20 protein-coding genes are annotated in these 16,484 nt (G+C 40.7%); all 20 read left to right on the forward strand.

Translation table 11 applies throughout. The features are described 5' to 3' along the window. The first annotated feature begins 7 nt into the window (after positions 1–7). The 20 genes from xerC to fliY all read left to right on the forward strand — a co-directional run bounded on the left by xerC (position 8) and on the right by fliY (position 16,467). On the forward strand, positions 8–925 hold the full coding sequence (gene xerC, locus MHI58_RS08130; protein ID WP_007499616.1) for a tyrosine recombinase XerC: 918 nt from the start codon (positions 8–10) through the stop codon (positions 923–925). A gap of 14 nt (positions 926–939) precedes the next feature. Continuing rightward, the gene (gene hslV / locus MHI58_RS08135) at positions 940–1,485 is read left to right on the forward strand and encodes an ATP-dependent protease subunit HslV (RefSeq protein WP_007499614.1); all 546 of its coding nucleotides are present in this window, start codon (positions 940–942) and stop codon (positions 1,483–1,485) included. A 16-nt stretch (positions 1,486–1,501) separates the two neighbouring features. Then, positions 1,502–2,902, forward strand: a complete 1,401-nt coding sequence (gene hslU, locus MHI58_RS08140; protein WP_008344818.1) for an HslU--HslV peptidase ATPase subunit — start codon at positions 1,502–1,504, stop codon at positions 2,900–2,902. A gap of 34 nt (positions 2,903–2,936) precedes the next feature. Next, complete coding sequence (gene codY / locus MHI58_RS08145) at positions 2,937–3,716, forward strand: GTP-sensing pleiotropic transcriptional regulator CodY (protein WP_041108981.1); 780 nt, start codon at positions 2,937–2,939, stop codon at positions 3,714–3,716. 290 nt (positions 3,717–4,006) lie between these two features. After that, positions 4,007–4,396 (forward strand): flagellar basal body rod protein FlgB, encoded by a 390-nt coding sequence (gene flgB, locus MHI58_RS08150; protein WP_017359092.1) that lies wholly within the window; start codon positions 4,007–4,009, stop codon positions 4,394–4,396. Continuing rightward, entirely contained in the window at positions 4,396–4,848 is a 453-nt protein-coding gene (gene flgC, locus MHI58_RS08155; RefSeq protein ID WP_007499610.1) for a flagellar basal body rod protein FlgC, read from the forward strand. Before flgB ends, flgC begins: the two co-directional genes overlap by 1 nt. 11 nt (positions 4,849–4,859) lie before the next feature. Then, positions 4,860–5,177 carry a flagellar hook-basal body complex protein FliE gene (gene fliE / locus MHI58_RS08160; protein WP_007499609.1) on the forward strand — a complete coding sequence of 106 codons (318 nt, stop codon included), beginning with the start codon at positions 4,860–4,862 and terminating at the stop codon, positions 5,175–5,177. A gap of 50 nt (positions 5,178–5,227) precedes the next feature. After that, positions 5,228–6,820, forward strand: coding sequence for a flagellar basal-body MS-ring/collar protein FliF (gene fliF, locus MHI58_RS08165; RefSeq protein WP_024720350.1), 1,593 nt, complete (start codon positions 5,228–5,230; stop codon positions 6,818–6,820). 11 nt (positions 6,821–6,831) lie between these two features. Further along, positions 6,832–7,848: a flagellar motor switch protein FliG gene (fliG, locus tag MHI58_RS08170; RefSeq protein WP_008344808.1), complete on the forward strand. Its 1,017-nt coding sequence runs from the start codon at positions 6,832–6,834 to the stop codon at positions 7,846–7,848. Further along, positions 7,841–8,605, forward strand: a complete 765-nt coding sequence (gene fliH / locus MHI58_RS08175; protein ID WP_017367245.1) for a flagellar assembly protein FliH — start codon at positions 7,841–7,843, stop codon at positions 8,603–8,605. The genes fliG and fliH overlap by 8 nt, the downstream gene beginning before the upstream one ends. Beyond that, positions 8,602–9,918, forward strand: a complete 1,317-nt coding sequence (fliI, locus tag MHI58_RS08180; RefSeq protein WP_008344803.1) for a flagellar protein export ATPase FliI — start codon at positions 8,602–8,604, stop codon at positions 9,916–9,918. The genes fliH and fliI overlap by 4 nt, the downstream gene beginning before the upstream one ends. 8 nt (positions 9,919–9,926) lie before the next feature. Beyond that, positions 9,927–10,370: a flagellar export protein FliJ gene (gene fliJ, locus MHI58_RS08185; protein ID WP_024720352.1), complete on the forward strand. Its 444-nt coding sequence runs from the start codon at positions 9,927–9,929 to the stop codon at positions 10,368–10,370. A gap of 12 nt (positions 10,371–10,382) precedes the next feature. Beyond that, entirely contained in the window at positions 10,383–11,069 is a 687-nt protein-coding gene (locus tag MHI58_RS08190) for a MotE family protein (protein ID WP_045034260.1), read from the forward strand. Further along, the gene (locus MHI58_RS08195; protein WP_041507306.1) at positions 11,070–12,392 is read left to right on the forward strand and encodes a flagellar hook-length control protein FliK; all 1,323 of its coding nucleotides are present in this window, start codon (positions 11,070–11,072) and stop codon (positions 12,390–12,392) included. Continuing rightward, complete coding sequence (gene flgD, locus MHI58_RS08200; protein ID WP_003211424.1) at positions 12,392–12,838, forward strand: flagellar hook assembly protein FlgD; 447 nt, start codon at positions 12,392–12,394, stop codon at positions 12,836–12,838. The genes MHI58_RS08195 and flgD overlap by 1 nt, the downstream gene beginning before the upstream one ends. Positions 12,839–12,855: 17 nt before the next feature. After that, the gene (flgG, locus tag MHI58_RS08205) at positions 12,856–13,647 is read left to right on the forward strand and encodes a flagellar basal body rod protein FlgG (protein ID WP_045034261.1); all 792 of its coding nucleotides are present in this window, start codon (positions 12,856–12,858) and stop codon (positions 13,645–13,647) included. Positions 13,648–13,684: 37 nt separating this feature from the next. Further along, complete coding sequence (locus tag MHI58_RS08210; RefSeq protein ID WP_008344794.1) at positions 13,685–13,900, forward strand: flagellar FlbD family protein; 216 nt, start codon at positions 13,685–13,687, stop codon at positions 13,898–13,900. Next, on the forward strand, positions 13,897–14,325 hold the full coding sequence (gene fliL / locus MHI58_RS08215) for a flagellar basal body-associated protein FliL (protein ID WP_007499592.1): 429 nt from the start codon (positions 13,897–13,899) through the stop codon (positions 14,323–14,325). The genes MHI58_RS08210 and fliL overlap by 4 nt, the downstream gene beginning before the upstream one ends. Before the next feature lie 32 nt (positions 14,326–14,357). Beyond that, entirely contained in the window at positions 14,358–15,356 is a 999-nt protein-coding gene (gene fliM, locus MHI58_RS08220) for a flagellar motor switch protein FliM (protein WP_008354483.1), read from the forward strand. Further along, positions 15,346–16,467: a flagellar motor switch phosphatase FliY gene (gene fliY, locus MHI58_RS08225; protein WP_007499588.1), complete on the forward strand. Its 1,122-nt coding sequence runs from the start codon at positions 15,346–15,348 to the stop codon at positions 16,465–16,467. Before fliM ends, fliY begins: the two co-directional genes overlap by 11 nt. The last annotated feature ends 17 nt before the right edge of the window (positions 16,468–16,484 follow it).

Raw genomic sequence — 16,484 nt, forward strand, 5'->3', positions numbered from 1 at the left:
TGTAAAAATGACAGATAAACAGCGTCTTGTCCACTTATTCATTGAATATTTGCAGATTGAAAAGAACTATTCAGCTTTAACGATCTCGGGTTATACTGAGGCGATTGAAGAGTTTGTCAGATTTATGAACATTCAAGGAATAGACGGTTTTGAAGAGGTATCCTATCAAGATACGAGAATTTATTTAACAGAAGCTTATGAAAAAGGCCTTACAAGAAGAACGATTAGTAAGAAAGTCTCTGCACTTCGCAGCTTTTATAAATTTTTATTAAGAGAACAGCTTGTGAAAGAAAATCCTTTTTTACTCGTTAGCTTACCAAAGCAGGATAAGCGAATTCCTTCATTTTTGTATGAAGAGGAACTAAAAGAGCTATTTACAGTTTCTGATGTAAATACACCGCTTGGTCAAAGAAATCAAGCCATTTTAGAACTTCTTTATGCAACAGGTATGAGGGTCAGTGAGTTATGTTCATTAAAAGAATCTGATCTTGATTTATCGATGGATACAGTGCTTGTTCATGGGAAAGGCAGCAAACAACGGTATGTACCTTTCGGCTCTTATGCACATGAAGCGCTCTCCACATATTTAGAGGATGGAAGGCAGAAGCTGAAAGTGAAGGGAAAGGATCGTGCTGATTCACATGTGTTTTTGAATCAGCGCGGAGCTCCTCTTACAGACAGAGGCGTTCGATTCATTCTAACTGAATTAATGAAAAAGGCGTCTGGCACATTACATATCCATCCTCACATGTTAAGGCACACCTTTGCTACGCATCTTTTAAACGAGGGAGCAGATTTAAGAAGTGTTCAAGAACTTCTTGGTCACTCAAATTTATCATCAACACAGGTGTACACGCATGTATCAAAAGATTCTTTAAGAAAAACGTACATGTCTCATCACCCAAGGGCTTTTAAACGATCCTAAAAGGAGGTTTTTTCATGTCATCATTTCATGCAACCACAATCTTTGCCGTTCAACATAAAGGAAAAAGTGCGATGGCTGGAGACGGTCAAGTCACTTTTGGGCAGGCTGTCGTCATGAAACACACAGCAAAAAAAGTGCGCCGTCTTTTCGGAGGCAAAGTACTCGCAGGTTTTGCTGGTTCAGTTGCAGATGCATTTACACTCTTTGAGAAGTTTGAAACGAAGCTTGAAGAATACGGTGGTAACCTAAAACGAGCAGCTGTAGAACTGGCGAAAGAATGGCGAAGTGACAAGATGCTCAGACAGCTTGAGGCCATGCTGATCGTCATGAATAAAGAAAGCATCCTGCTCGTATCTGGAACAGGAGAGGTCATCGAGCCAGACGATGGCATTTTGGCTATCGGGTCAGGCGGTAACTACGCGCTTAGCGCCGGTAGAGCACTCAAAAAACATGCAGGTGACCATCTCTCAGCTCGAGAGATTGCAAAGGCGGCTCTTGAAACGGCCGGAGAAATCTGTGTCTACACGAACGATCAAATCACTTTAGAAGAGCTTGAATAGAAAGGACATGAGACGTATGGAGAAAAAGCCGTTCACCCCAAGAGAGATAGTTGAAAAGCTCGATCAGTACATTATTGGTCAGCTTGATGCGAAAAAAGCAGTGGCGGTGGCTTTAAGAAACCGTTACAGAAGAAGTCTTTTACATGATAAGCTAAAGGATGAAGTCGTTCCTAAAAACATCTTAATGATTGGTCCGACAGGTGTGGGGAAAACAGAAATTGCCCGCAGAATTGCAAGGATTTCTGGTGCACCTTTCATTAAAGTGGAAGCGACGAAGTTTACTGAAGTTGGATATGTCGGACGTGACGTAGAATCAATGGTCAGAGATTTAGTGGAAACAGCAATCAGACTAGTCAAAGAAGAAAAAATGAAGGATGTTCAAGAAGAAGCGGAAAAACAAGCAAACAAACGGCTTGTTCATCTACTTGTTCCTGGAAAGAAAAAAAGTCAGTCTGTGAAAAACCCTTTTGAGATGCTGTTTGGTGGTTCTGATGCTGATGAAAGTGATCGAGATCACTCAAGTGAAGAAGTAGAGCTTGAGTCGACGAGAAAACGCATTGCGCACCAGCTGGCGATGGGTGAACTTGAAGACCATTACGTCACGATTGAAGTCGAAGAGCAGCAGCCTTCCATGTTTGATATGCTTCAAGGCTCGGGTATGGAGCAAATGGGTATGAACATGCAGGATGCGCTTAGCAATCTCATGCCTAAAAAGAAAAAACGCAGAAAGCTGACCGTCAGAGAAGCGAGAAAAGCGTTAACTGCTGAGGAAGCTTCAAAACTGATTGATATGGATGAAGTCGGTCAGGAAGCCGTGCAAAAAGCAGAGCAGCAAGGAATAATCTTTATCGATGAGATCGATAAAATTGCCAAAAGCGGTGGTGCATCGTCTGCAGATGTTTCTCGTGAAGGGGTTCAACGTGATATTTTACCGATTGTAGAAGGTTCCACTGTGATGACGAAGTATGGGGCTGTGAAAACAGATCATGTTCTATTTGTAGCAGCAGGCGCTTTTCATATGGCGAAACCCTCGGATTTGATTCCAGAGCTTCAAGGACGCTTCCCAATCCGTGTAGAATTAGATAAATTAAGTATAGAAGACTTTGTGAAAATCTTAACGGAACCAGATAACGCGTTATTAAAGCAATATAAGGCTCTACTTGAAACAGAAGGTATATCTCTTGAATTTTCTGACGATGCTATTCATAAGATTGCCGAAGTGGCTTATCACGTCAATCAGGAGACGGATAACATCGGTGCAAGAAGGCTTCACACCATACTTGAGAAGCTGCTAGAAGAGCTCTCATTTGAGGCGCCTGATATTACAATGGAAACAGTGACCATTACCCCTCAGTATGTAGAAGAGAAGCTAGGAAAGATTGCAAATAATAAAGACTTAAGTCAATTTATACTTTAACAAATGAATAAAGTAATCTAGGAGGATCATTATTATGGCGTTACTACAAAAAACAAGGATTATTAACTCGATGCTGCAAGATGCAGCGGGGAAGCCGGTTAATTTTAAAGAAATGGCAGAAACATTGAGAGATGTCATTGATTCAAACATTTTCGTATTAAGCAGAAGAGGGAAGCTTCTTGGCTACTCCATTAACCAGCAGATTGAAAATGCACGTATGAAAAAAATGCTGGAAGATCGTCAGTTCCCTGAAGAATATACAAAAAGCTTATTCAATGTCCCTGAAACATCTTCAAACCTTGACATCAACAGTGAGTACACAGCTTTCCCGATTGAGAACCGTGATTTATTCCAATCAGGTTTGACAACGATTGTACCAATCATCGGAGGCGGAGACCGCTTAGGGACGTTAATCCTTTCTCGTTTGCAAGATACATTCAAAGATGATGATTTAATTCTTGCTGAATACGGCGCAACAGTTGTAGGGATGGAGATTCTTCGCGAGAAAGCGGAAGAAATTGAAGAAGAAGCAAGAAGTAAAGCGGTTGTTCAAATGGCAATCAGTTCTCTTTCATATAGTGAGCTTGAGGCGATTGAGCATATCTTTGAAGAACTTGATGGCAACGAAGGGCTGCTTGTGGCAAGTAAGATTGCTGACCGTGTAGGAATCACTCGTTCAGTGATCGTAAACGCACTTCGTAAATTAGAAAGTGCAGGCGTTATTGAATCTCGTTCTCTTGGAATGAAGGGAACATACATCAAAGTATTAAACAACAAATTTTTAATTGAACTTGAAAATTTAAAATCTCACTAATCAAAAAAAACCCTTTTCGGCCGAAATAAACGCTGAAAAGGGTTTTTTTGTATAAAAAATGAGGATTTGTCCGAAAAATGACACTCTTTTTTCCAAGAAACCCCTTACAATTCTGTAGTGCTTTGAATCTAGGTCTTTATACCTATTCGTAAAATAGATATATATTACGAGTTTTTTTTACAATTACATCATAGACTTTAATCCTATTATTTCTTACAATGAACATATGGTTTTACAAATCTCGACATGATTAAATGGAATGAAATACATATGATTGGAGGTATATGGTTTTGGATATATTTTCTGGAACGATAAGTAACCTTGAGAATGCCTTGGGCAGAGCGAACGTTAAGCAAAAAGTCATAAGCAATAATATCGCGAATATAGACACACCGAACTACAAGTCTAAAAAAGTTGCATTCCACGACATGCTAAATGATGCGTCAATCAAATTAGATGCTAAAAAAACATACCAAGGTCACATTGATTTCTCTAAAACAGGGTCTAATTATTCAGTTGTTTCGAGTAACCGTACTTCTTATCAAGAAAACGGAAATAATGTCGATATTGATCAAGAGATGAGTGAACTCGCTAAAAACCAAATTCAGTATAATGCGTTGGTTGAAAGAATGAGCGGAAAGTTCAATTCTCTTAAAACAGTTTTGACAGGAGGTAAGTGATGTCGATTTTTTCAGGCGTGAACGCTTCGGCCTCAGCATTAACAGCACAGAGGCTCAGAATGGACGTTGTATCCTCTAACCTTGCGAATATGGATACAACAAGAGCTAAACAGGTTGATGGCAAGTGGGAGCCTTATAGACGCAAGCTCGTCACATTACAGCCGTCAGGTGAATCATTTTCATCTATATTGAACTCAAGCATGAATTCGAGCGGCAAATTAGGAAACGGCGTCAAAGTAACAAAAATTACTGAAGACGAAACTCCATTCAACCTTCAATATGATCCTACAAATCCCGATGCCAATGAAAATGGATATGTTCAAACACCAAACGTTGATCCATTAAAGGAAATGGTTGATCTCATCAGCAGCTCAAGGTCATATGAAGCAAACGTGACTGCGCTGAATGCGAATAAAAGCATGCTGATGAAAGCTTTAGAAATAGGAAAGTAAGGTGAAAAGAATTGGTTAACGCAATATCTCCTTTCCAGCTTCAAACCGCTCAGCAAGCAAGTGAATTGACAAATGCATCGTCTGTGCAGGCGGCTGCACCTAAAAGTCAAACGAATTTCTCTGATGTGCTGAAGAATTCCATTGAGGCATTAAATCAATCACAGCTGAAATCAGACCAGTATACGAATGCTCTCGCACAAGGGAAAGATGTCAATCTCGATGAAGTCATGATTGCTTCACAAAAAGCGAGTGTGACACTCACAGCTGCAACCGAGTTTCGGAATAAAGCAGTCGAAGCGTACCAAGAGATTATGAGAATGCAGATGTAGGAGGTGCTGGTGGACAAAAAATAGACTGAATGGAATGACCGGGGGTTAAGATGAATCGTACTTTAATGCAATTAAGAACAAAAACAGTTGAGTTTTGGCGAAATCGATCAAAATTACAAAAAATACTCATGATTGGCGGCGTAGCTGCCCTAGCAATCATTATTACGGTTGTTAGCATCTTTGCTTCTTCTGAAAAAATGGTTCCGTTGTTTAGAGATTTGTCTGAGGCAGAAGCAGGACAAATCAAACAGGAACTGGATGGCAAAAACGTTAAATCGGAACTTGCAAATAACGGAACGACGATTTTAGTTCCCGAAAAGCAAGCAGACACTTTAAAAGTAACACTTGCATCAGAAGGACTTCCTAAAACGGGGAATATTGATTACTCCTTCTTTGCGAACAATTCCGGCTTCGGTTTAACAGATAATGAATTTGATGTTCTGAAAGTAGACGCAACTCAGACAGAACTATCCAATCTGATCAACACGATTGATGGGATTAAAGATTCAAAGGTTATGATTAACCTGCCAAAAGATTCCGTTTTTGTTGGAGAAGAGCAAAGTAATGCATCAGCATCAATTGTGCTGCAAGTTCAACCAGGCTACACGCTTACTCAGCAACAAGTAAAAGGCCTTTATCATCTTATTTCAAAAAGTGTGCCGAATTTAAAAACAGAAAACATTGTCATTATGGACCAAGATTCCAACTACTATGACTTAAACAGCAGCTCAGATTCCTATGCAAGTGGAATGGATGCACAGCAGCAGAAAAAAGAGGAGATTGAAAAGAATCTTCAACGAAAAATTCAACAGCTACTTGGAACGATGATGGGTCAAGAGAAAGTTGCCGTATCGGTCACTACAGACATTGATTTTACTGAAGAAAAAAGAAAAGAAGATCTTGTCGAACCAGTTGATCAAGAAAACATGCAAGGAATTGCTGTCAGCGCTGAAAAGATTGCTGAAACTTATTCAGGCAATGGCGCAGCAGCTGGAGGCACCGCTGGAACAGGTGACGATGATGTCACAAATTATCAAGGTGCCGATGGAACGAATGGAAGCGGAGATTACGAAAAGAGCGAAGATCGTATCAATTATGAAGTCAACCGCATTCATAAAGATATCAAAGAAAGTCCTTATAAAATCAGAGACGTTGGCATTCAGGCACTGGTTGAACCGCCTACTGCAAACGATCCGAACTCATTAACTGCTGAAAGGCAGGATGATATCAAAAAAATTCTTTCAACCATCATCAGTACATCGATTGATAAAGAATACACAAACGGTCAAGCGCTCACTCAAGCTGACTTAGATAACAAAATCGTTTTATCTGTATCAAAATTAGACGGTAAACAGCAAACGGCAGCAGAAAACCCTTCAAACAATATTCCAATTTGGGTTTATATTGTTGGCGGTGTGCTACTACTTGCCATTATCGCTCTCATTATCCTTCTCGTACGTAAGAGAAGAAAAGATGAGGAAGAAGAGTTTGAGTTTGATGAACGTACACCAATTCATGTTCCTGATATCGATACTGAGCCAGAAACAGAAGAAATGGTGAGAAAAAATCAGCTTGAAAAAATGGCAAAAGATAAACCAGAAGACTTTGCTAAATTGCTACGCAGCTGGCTGTCCGAGGATTAGGAGGAATACACATGTCGAGAAAAGATCCAAATCGACTAACAGGCAGACAAAAAGCAGCAATCCTAATGATTTCCTTAGGGCTAGACGTGTCAGCATCTGTATACAAACATCTGTCTGAAGACGAAATAGAAAAATTAACATTAGAAATTTCAAATGTAAGAAGTGTAGATACTGCTAAAAAAGATGAGATCATCGAAGAATTTCACAGCATTGCCATCGCGCAGGACTACATATCACAAGGTGGCCTTATGTACGCAAGACAAGTGCTTGAAAAAGCGCTTGGTGAGGACAAAGCGGACAGCATCTTAAATCGCTTAACATCCTCACTTCAAGTGAAACCATTTGATTTTGCTAGAAAGGCTGACCCAGAGCAAATTTTAAACTTTATCCAGCACGAGCATCCACAAACCATTGCGCTCATTCTTTCCTACTTAGATCCAGTACAGGCTGGACAGATTTTATCTGAGTTAGGTGAGGAAGTACAAACCGAGGTTGCAAGAAGAATTGCTTTAATGGACCGCACATCTCCAGAGATCATCAATGAGGTGGAACGTATTCTTGAACAAAAGCTTTCTTCAACCTTTACGCAAGATTATACCCAAACGGGCGGAGTCGAAGCGGTAGTCGAAGTACTGAATGGTGTAGACCGTGCAACGGAGAAAACCATTTTAGATACACTGGAAATTCAAGATCCTGAGCTTGCTGATGAAATTAAGAAACGTATGTTTGTCTTTGAAGACATTGTTACTCTTGATAGCAGAGCCATTCAGCGTGTGATTCGAGATGTTGAAAATGACGATTTACTACTTGCACTCAAAGTGGCAAGCGAAGAAGTCAAAGAAATTGTCTTCCGCAACATGTCGCAACGTATGGTTGAAACGTTCAAAGAAGAAATGGAGTTTATGGGACCTGTCCGGCTTAGAGATGTCGAGGAAGCACAGACTCGTATTGTCAGCATCGTAAGACGACTTGAAGAGGCTGGAGAAATCGTCATAGCTCGAGGTGGAGGAGACGATATCATTGTCTAGGATTATCAAACATGAAACATCTGTTATTCCTGAACAAGGCCGTCAAACCATTCCCTTGCAGCAAGTGGAATTCAAAAGAGAACATCACGAAGAAGAGCTTGTCAACGAGACAGAAGCATCTCAACTTGTATTAAGTGATGCACAAGATGAAGCAAGCCGTATTTTAGAACAAGCAAATCGTGAGCTGGAACAAACAATGGCTGAAATCAATCAGCGGCGAGCTGATTTTGAAGCAGAAAGAGTACAGCTCATTGAAGAAGCGAAACAAACAGGATATCAAGATGGTTTTCAAAAGGGCGAAGCAGATGCGAATTTACAGTATCAATCGATTCTTGATCAAGCGAATGACATTGTCAGCCTTGCAAAGCAGGACTATGAAGCGAAAATCGAAAGCTCTGCTGAAGAAATTGTCGAACTTGCCTTTGAGCTCGCTAAACGAGTATGGAATGCAGCTGAGGACACAAAAGAACAATTTTTAACGCTAGTGAAGCAGGTCATTTCAGAAGTGAAGGAATATGACGATATTTCCATCTATGTCGACCCTGCACATTACGAACATGTGATGGAATATAAAGATGAATTAAATAGAATCCTTCAAAAGAATACACATCTTGCCATTTACTCGGATGAAAAAGCACCAAAAGGTACTTGTTACGTCGAAACAAGCTTTGGAAAAGTGGAAGCGAGCGTTGATACCCAAATGAATCAGTTAAAAGAAAAGTTATTAGAAGTCATTGATTCAGGTGATCACAAATGAACATAGATGTGCTAAAAGAAACGATTGAAACCGCCGATCCTTATAAACGTTTTGGTAAAGTCAATCGAGTTGTTGGACTGATGATCGAGTCCAAGGGGCCAGAAAGCTCAATCGGTGATGTATGTCTTATTCACAAAAAAGGGAGTAAGAATCATCCGATCAAAGCAGAAGTCGTTGGCTTTAAAGATGAAAACATTTTGCTCATGCCCTACGTAGAAGCTTCTAACATCTCACCAGGCAGTCTTGTTGAAGCAACAGGTGAGTCGTTAAAGGTCAAAGTAGGAACTGGTTTAATCGGTCAGGTTGTTGATGCCTTCGGTGATCCACTGGACGGCAGCATGCTTCCTAAAGGACTTGCACCTGTCTCAACAGAACAATCTCCTCCAAACCCGATGGACAGACCGCCTATTCGTGAAAAAATGGGCGTTGGTGTCAGAGTGATCGACAGCTTGCTCACAGTCGGCACTGGTCAAAGAATTGGCATATTCGCGGGAAGCGGTGTTGGAAAAAGTACCTTGATGGGGATGATTGCCAAGCAGACAGAAGCGGATCTCAATGTCATTGCACTTGTTGGAGAGCGTGGACGTGAAGTTCGCGAGTTTATCGAAAAAGATTTAGGAGCTGAAGGACTGAAGCGTTCGATTGTTGTTGTCGCAACTTCAGATCAGCCCGCACTGACAAGATTAAAAGCAGCCTATACTGCAACAGCTATTGCCGAATATTTCAGAGACAGAGGCAAAAATGTCATGTTTATGATGGATTCTGTCACAAGGGTCGCCATGGCACAGCGGGAAATAGGACTTGCAACCGGTGAACCGCCAACAACAAAAGGATATACGCCTTCAGTGTTCGCTATACTGCCAAAATTGCTAGAACGAACTGGTACAAATCAACTTGGTTCCATCACAGCGTTTTACACAGTGCTTGTTGATGGTGACGATATGAATGAGCCGATCGCTGATACAGTGCGGGGAATTTTAGATGGCCACATAGTACTTGATCGTGCACTGGCCAACAAAGGACAGTTTCCAGCTGTCAATATTCTGAAAAGTATCAGTCGTGTCATGAGTAATATCGCAAGTCATGATCACAAGGAAGCGGCTAACCGGTTCCGCCAGCTTTTATCCACATATCAAAACGCTGAAGACCTCATTAACATTGGAGCATATAAAAAAGGCTCCTCTAAAGATATTGATGAGGCCATGCAAGCTTACCCACAACTGATTTCATTTTTGAAGCAGGATGTTGAAGAGGCTGTATCGATTGAAGACAGCGTGAGGATATTGCTCAGTTTGATGAATAGAGAGGATTGACAAGAACAGTGAGATATCAATACAAATTTCAAAAGCTCTTAGAATTGAAAGAAAGTGAAAAAGACAAATCACTCGCAGCGTATCAACAATCCGTTTCGGCATTTGAGCAAGCCGCTGAAAAACTCTATGAAAATATGAGTAAAAAAGAGCTAATGGAAAAGAGCAAAGAAGAAAAGCTGAGAAGTGGGATGAGTGTTCAAGAAATGCGTCATTATCAGCAATTTGTAACGAACTTAGATAACACCATTCATCATTATCAGCAGCTTGTGATCATGAAACGCCATCAAATGAATGAAAAACAATCTGATTTAACTGAAAAAAATATTGAGTTTAAAAAGTTTGAAAAAATGAAAGAAAAGCAATTTGAAAAGTTCTCCCTTGAACATAAGGCAATTGAAATGAAAGAAATGGATGATATCTCTATCAGCCAATTCATGTTTCAAGGACATTAGGAGTCGAGATGAATGCCTAAGAAGGAAAAAACAAAGGAATCAAGCGGCGGCGGTAAATTTCAATGGATCTTGTTTATTGTCATTATCCCATTGGTTGTGCTTGTGATTGTAACGGGCACAATCCTTTATATGGCAGGTTATGATCTAAAGAAACCGCTGCAAAACATTCCGGGGATTAGCAGCTTGGTTGGATCAGATGACACATCAAAAACGTCATCTTCAAATAACGATCAACGTGATACAGAGTTGAAAGCGTTGAAAAAGACGATTAAAGAAAAAGAGAATGAACTTGAAATTGCTCAAAAAGACTTGAAGACAAGTGATGAAGAGATTAAACGATTGAATCAAAAAATCAATTCACTTGAAAAAACATCTGATAAAGAGAACACGTCAGCAAGTGACAGTTCATCAAACAGTACATCATCAAGTAATAACGCATCAGGATCTTCAACTGATTCGTCAGCATCTTCTAATCAGCAATCAAAAGGAAAGGTCGCCAGCATTTATGAAAGCATGGATGCAGGGAAATCTGCCAAAATTCTATCAGAGCTAAGTGATAAAGAAGCTTTGAAGATCCTTGAAGAGCTGAGTAAAAATAAACTGACGGACATATTAGCAAAACTGACACCTCAGAAGGCAGCAACGTTCACGAAGGAGCTTGCCAAAAAAGAAGAAAGTGAAAATGGAGGTGGACAATAAGTGAAGCTATTGGACATTGGAGCCTTACAGCAATCTTCCCAAGGTCTCTCGGGACTAAAGGGAGAGGGGGCAGTATCTGCTCGCGGACTGTTTAAACAATTGTTAAATGGCGCAGGTATTCAAAGTGGTCCAGCTATTTCTCAGCCAGCGGAAACCAATCTATCCATGAATGATGCGATGCAAATCATTGAAAAATGGATACAATCACCTCAAGAAGGAATAGATGGAGATCTTCTTGCGGCACTTCAGGCGTTGCAAGGGCAAAAGCTTGAGGGGGCTGACTTAAAGTCACTTGAAGAGCTATTTCAAAAGATGGAATCGGTGATCTATGGCGATCAGGATGAGAAGCCAGTTGCTGAACATAGTGAACAGCTCATACAAGTCCACTTTTTCTTATATCAAATACTGAATCAGCAGCCGGTGAGCTTTGATGCAAAACTTGTACAGGATATTCAAGCAAAAGGTGAAGATTTCATCAAGTTTCTAACGAAAAACGGAGCAGATGAAAAGCTCATTCAACAAGTAAAAGAGCAGTTCTTCTCGCAAGGATCGGCACCTAAGCTGAATAATATGTCGCAAAGCGAGCTGAAACACTTTAATCAGTTAATCGATCATATGATGGCGAATGCGAAAGGGTCAGATAAAGAGTGGAAAATTTCCTTAGGAGAGTTAAAAGAAATGGTTGCTCCAAGGCAAGAATCTTCCTTCTCATCTCCAGCAAAAGGTGCTGCCTCACTTGAATGGCTCATGAAAAAAGAAGTCACCAAAGGTCAAGGCACTACGGCACCTGCTTCTGAAAAAACAATCACCCATACGCTGCTTCCAGGGCATAAACAGTTCTTCCAACTGCAATCAGCTGCTCCTGTGCAGCAGACGCAAACAACTGACGAAAAGCCAGGCACGGTTGATCAGCAGATTTTAAATACGTGGAAACAAATGAAGTTCACACCATTTGGTAATTCAAGCGGACGGTTTACCGTACGATTAAATCCAGAAAATCTAGGGTTTATTACCATCCAGCTAACGAAACAAAACGGGATGTATGCGAGTAAAATTACAGCTTCAACGCAAGCAGCAAAAGAGCTGCTCGAGCATCATCTGCCGCAGCTCAAGCAGGCGCTACCGAATATGTCGGTTCAAGTTGACCGTTTCCATATACCGCTTCAGTCAAATGAGCAGCCGTCTTTTGGACAATTTAATGAGGAAGGCAAGCAGCAGCCATCAAAAGGACAAAGTTTCCAGCAGCCTGATGAACAGGAAGCTGAATTCCAAGATGTACTAGATGCGCTTGTTGGATCAGAAGAAGAAGAGGAGGAGATCTAATGGCAACGGTTGATGCTACGAATAGAACAGTCGCACAAACAGACACTTCTTCAAAAGCAGAAAAGAAAACAGATACACTAGGCAAAGATCAATTCTTGAAAATATTGCTCACGCAGCTTCAAAACCAAGATCCAACAAACCCACTAGATGACCGTGAGTTTGTCACACAGCTTGCGACATTTTCATCTTTAGAACAGCAAACCAATATGAACGATTCTATCACCAAGCTGAATCAGCTCATGTCTACATTTGTTGCACACCAAGATCCGTTTACGACGTATGTAGGGTGGATCGGTAAAGAAGTATCGGGCAAATTGGATGATAAAGATATATCAGGCACTGTGAAATCTGTTAAAAACATAAACAATGAATACTTCCTGTATTTAGAAGATGGAACGAAAATCAGCCCTTGGGATGTTACAGCAGTTGGAGAAAAAACGAAGTAATTCGAGGAGGAAAATAAATGTTACGCTCACTTTACTCAGGAATTAGTGGAATGAAAAACTTCCAATCAAAATTAGATGTTGTAGCCAACAACGTAGCCAACGTCAACACACACGGATACAAAAAAAGCCGTATCACTTTTAAAGATATGGTCAGCCAAACCATTGGAAGTTCTGGTGGGCCAACGAACAACTCTGGTTCAATCAACTCAAAGCAAATTGGTTTAGGGTCATCTTTATCTTCAATCGATAAAATCATGTCAGCGGGATCTTCTCAAAATACAAATGAACCTTACGACTTCTATATCAATGGAGATGGGTTTTTCCGTATTGAAGTTCAAGGAGAAGTTCTTTATACAAGAACAGGAAATTTCGATACTGATTCAGAGGGAAGCTTAGTCACCCCTGATGGAAATTATCTACTTGGAATGAATGGACAAAAGATAACGATTCCAGATGAAGTTTCAAGTGTAAGTGTTGGTCCAGATGGTACGATTTCCGTTGTTGAAAACAATGTATCAAGAACCGTTGGTCAAATATCACTCGTATCTTTCCGTAACGCAGGAGGGCTAGACAAAGTTGGTGACAACCTTTACCGCCAAACGTTAAGCTCAGGTGCTCCAAGTAATCCAATCGTACCAGGTGAACAAGGAACGGGCGTCGTCCAAACAGGTAAACTTGAAATGTCAAACGTTGATTTAACAGACGAGTTTACAGAAATGATTATCGCACAGCGTGGATTCCAATCGAATGCAAAGACGATCACAACATCTGATGAAATTCTGCAAGAACTTGTGAATCTGAAACGATAGGAGGTAGGGGGAGCGATTTATCGCTTCTCTGCTTAATATGATTGAAGTGACAAGATTAAATGGCAAAGGATTTATGCTCAACGCTCTCCATATCGAGCAAATCGAAAGCTTTCCAGACACGACCATTACACTCGCCAATGGAAAGAAATTCGTTGTGAAAGAAGATGAAGAGCAGCTTCAGGAGAAAATCATTTCTTTCTATAGAAAAATCCAAGTCATTTCATTGAATCAAGGAATAGAGGAGTTTGAATGAAGAAGAAATTAGTCGTAGTAATGCTAATCATGATTATTGCTATCGTCGGAATTGGAGCAGGTATTGTCTTTCTGGTGAATGGGTCAGACGAAGCAAAAGCAGAAAAAGAGCCAACAGCAGATGAAGTCGTAAAAGCTTCTGTTGAAATTCCTGAGATTGTGACCAATTTAAAATCTGAAGGAAATGCGGTTAAACTTGTACTAAATATTGAAACTGATTCAGAAAAAGCCAAAGAAGAGCTTGAAAAAAGAAGCTTCCAAGTGAAAGATGCCGTGATTGATATTTTATCAGACACGAATGCAGATGAACTTGATGGCAAAAAAGGCAGAGAACATTTTAAAACACAGGTCAAAAACAAAGTGAATAACTATTTGCAAGATGGCAAGGTGAAAGAAGTTTATATAACCTCCTTTAATCTGCAATAGAGGCGATTAATTGACACGATGGAGGTGAAGAAATGTCAGGAGAAGTGCTTTCCCAGAATGAGATCGACGCATTATTATCCGCCATATCAACAGGCGAAATGGATGCAGAAGAGCTGAAAAAAGAAGAAACGACGAAAAAAGTGAAAGTGTACGACTTTAAACGTGCACTGCGCTTTTCAAAAGACCAGATTCGAAGTTTAACAAGAATTCATGATAACTTCGCTAGACTGCTTACCACACACTTTTCAGCGCAGCTAAGATCATATATTCAAATTTCTGTCAGCTCGGTTGACCAAGTGCCATATGAAGAATTTATTCGTTCGATTCCTAATATGACATTATTAAACTTATTTTACGTCAGCCCGCTTGAAGGAAGAATCATGCTTGAAGTGAACCCAACGATTGGCTATGCCATGATGGATAGGCTGATGGGTGGGATTGGCATTAGTCATAATAAGACAGAATCACTGACAGAAATCGAAACAAAGATTATCTCAAACATGTTTGAGGGAGCTTTGGAAAACTACAGAGAAGCGTGGCAGTCCATAACCGACATCGAGCCAGAAATGGCAGATTTCGAGGTAAATCCCCAGTTTGTTCAAATGGTGTCACCAAACGAAACAGTTGTCGTCATTTCTCTTAATACACAAATTGGTGAGGTAAGCGGGGTTATTAACCTCTGTATTCCTCACGTAGTATTAGAGCCTATTATTCCGAAGCTGTCTGTACACTACTGGATGCAATCGGAACGAAATGAACCGAAACAAGAAGAAACAAAGGCCATTGAAAAACGGATTATGACGGCGAAAATACCGGTAGTCGCAGAGCTTGGACAATCGGAAATGACGGTGGAAGAGTTTTTGAATTTGGAAATTGGTGATTGTATTGCCTTGGACAAACCAGTAAATGCGCCTCTTACTGTTATGGTCGGAAATAAACCGAAATTCTTGGGACAGGCCGGCCGCGTGAATCGGAAACAGGCGATTCAAATTCTAGATCACGACATAAGAGGTGAAGAAGATGGAGAATAACGGAAGTAAATTATCACAAGATGAAATCGATGCGCTCCTTAAAGGAGGCAGCAATGACGATATAGAGCCTGATACACTCCTTTCTGCAATGGAACAAGATGCCATTGGGGAAATCGGAAATATATCATTTGGAAGCTCTGCAACAGCACTTTCAACCCTATTAAGTCAAAAAGTGGAGATTACAACTCCAACTGTCACAGTGATTCAAAAAAGCAAGCTGAATGAGGAATTTCCTCATCCGTATGTCGCGATTGAAGTGAATTATACGGAAGGCTTCAGCGCTAGTAACCTGCTTGTCATCCAACAAACCGATGCGGCAGTCATTGCGGATTTAATGATGGGCGGAGATGGAACAAATGCTGACCCGTCGTTAAGTGAAATTCACTTAAGTGCAGTACAAGAAGCGATGAACCAAATGATGGGTTCAGCCGCGACGTCCATGTCAACAGTCTTTAATAAAAAGATTGATATTTCTCCGCCTCGCGTTGAGCTGCTTGATGTGAAAGAAGGAGAAGGCACAGACCGCATTCCAGCTGAAGAGATGCTTGTCAAAGTGTCCTTTAGATTAACGATAGGTGAACTCATAGATTCAAATATTATGCAGCTTTACCCTATTACGTTTGCGAAAGATTTGATTGCAGAATTAACAGACCCAGCGGAAGAAGAGCCGGTTCAAGAAGCACCTCAGAGTGCACCTGAACCACAGCAGGCTGCTCCGCAAGCACAATCTGCTCCTATGCAGCAATCGGCACCGCCGAAAAGACAGGCGAAGCCAAAGCCGGCAGAACCTGTCAATGTGGCGCCAGTTGAATTTGAGGCATTCAGTGAGCCTCAGCATACAACAAGTCAGCTCGGTAATCTTGATATGCTGATGGATATTCCACTTTCCATAACAGTGGAGCTTGGAAGAACGCAGCGCAGTGTGAAAGAAGTACTTGAACTTTCCGCTGGAAGTATCATTGAACTGGACAAACTTGCAGGTGAGCCAGTCGACATTCTGGTCAACAAACGAATCGTCGCCAAAGGAGAAGTTGTTGTCATTGATGAGAACTTTGGTGTACGTGTGACTGACATTTTAAGTCAGTCTGAAAGACTTTCTAATTTAAAATAAACAAACATATAGGGAGA

Origin of the sequence: Bacillus sp. FSL K6-2869, from assembly GCF_040869405.1 — a bacterium.
In the GTDB taxonomy this organism is placed as follows: Bacteria; Bacillota; Bacilli; order Bacillales; family Bacillaceae; genus Bacillus; species Bacillus altitudinis.